This window comes from Blautia sp. DFI.6.71, assembly GCF_020593585.1.
Classification (GTDB): Bacteria; Bacillota; Clostridia; order Lachnospirales; family Lachnospiraceae; genus Blautia_A; species Blautia_A wexlerae.
The window spans coordinates 1-1,704 of sequence record NZ_JAJDMJ010000119.1; the positions used below are offsets into that span (position 1 = coordinate 1).

Annotated in this window: 1 protein-coding gene; it reads left to right on the forward strand. The window is 40.4% G+C overall.

Going from position 1 to position 1,704, the window contains the following annotated elements; translation table 11 throughout:
* The first annotated feature begins 374 nt into the window (after positions 1–374).
* A complete protein-coding gene (locus LJE12_RS19470; RefSeq protein ID WP_172678354.1) occupies positions 375–1,580 on the forward strand; it encodes an IS110 family transposase in 1,206 nt (401 codons plus the stop codon).
* Positions 1,581–1,704 lie beyond the last annotated feature (124 nt).

Below are 1,704 nucleotides of genomic sequence, written 5' to 3' on the forward strand. Positions count from 1 at the left end.
TTTTATAGGGAGAAATTGAATGAAAACCGTTTTGTTATTTTTATTTATTATGAGTGTAGATATGCACAGTTTGCGCTTTCATCTACTACAATATATTTATGGTTAATATCCCTTACAGCCAGTAAGGAATTATCCATCTTGTTGCTTAAGCTGTTAAAATGTATGGAGCAATCGGTATATCGTCTTATTCATCTTGGACTTCGCGTCCGTTACCGAGACTGATAACCAGCTCCTCATTTGCAGCGTTCGTTTTATGCAGGTTGAACTGCCTTCGGTACGTTCGTGTCACACCACAGTAGATGGAATAGGCAATGAGTAAAACTGGTCTTTATCCATTGCATAATCTGATTTTAAGGAGTGACAAATTTATGAATATGAATGCAGTAGGTATTGATGTTTCCAAAGGAAAAAGCATGGTTGCTATCCTTCGTTCTTATGGTGAGATCATTTCAAAACCATTTGAAGTCAAACACACAGTCAGTGGGATTCGCTCTCTCATTGAGCAGATCCAATCCATTGATGGCGAATCTCGTATTGTCATGGAACACACCGGTCGTTATTACGAACCTCTTGTCCGTGAACTTTCGAAAGCTGACCTTTTTGTATCTGCCATAAATCCCAAACTCATCAAAGATTTTGGAGACAACTCTCTCCGCAAAGTAAAGTCCGATAAAGCGGATGCAGTAAAAATTGCACGCTATACTCTTGACAGTTGGACGGAACTCAGACAGTATAGTCTCATGGATGAAATTCGTAATCAACTGAAAACCATGAACCGCCAGTTTGATTTTTACATGAAACACAAAACCGCTATGAAAAATAATCTAATCAGCATCCTTGACCAAACTTATCCGGGAGCTAACACTTATTTTGACAGCCCTGCCCGTGAGGATGGAAGTCAAAAATGGGTTGACTTTTCAGCCACCTACTGGCATGTGGATTGTGTTCGTAAACTCTCTCTAAACGCCTTTATCGACCACTATCAAAAGTGGTGTAAACGCAGGAAGTACAACTTCAGCCGTTCAAAAGCTGTTGAAATCTATGAAGCATCTAAGGAGCTTGTTTCTATACTTCCAAAAGACGATCTGACAAAGTTAATCATCAAACAGGCTGTAGAACAATTAAATACGGCTTCACAGACTGTGGAACAGCTTCGTACCATGATGAATGAGGCTGCTTCTAAACTGCCGGAATACCCTGTTGTCATGGCTATGAAAGGTGTAGGTAAATCGCTTGGTCCACAGCTTATGGCAGAGATTGGTGATGTCTCCCGATTTACCCACAAAGGAGCCATTACAGCCTTTGCAGGCGTTGATCCCGGTGTAAATGAATCCGGTTCATATGAGCAGAAAAGCGTTCCTGCTTCCAAGCGCGGTTCCAGTACTCTTCGTAAGACTCTGTTTCAAGTCATGGATGTTCTCATCAAAACAAAGCCACAGGATGATCCTGTCTACTTGTTTATGGATAAGAAACGAGCACAAGGAAAGCCTTATTACGTCTACATGACAGCCGGTGCGAATAAGTTTCTTCGCATCTACTATGGTCGAGTGAAAGAATATCTGTCTTCACTCCCAGAATAAATATCTCGTCAATACCTTTATTTTAGACCAGCGAATATCGGTGGTCTTATTTTAATGTTCAAAATCTTGCAAAAATTTTTGCCTGAAATCATCAATTTGCTATTGACTTTTTATTTGCAGGCTC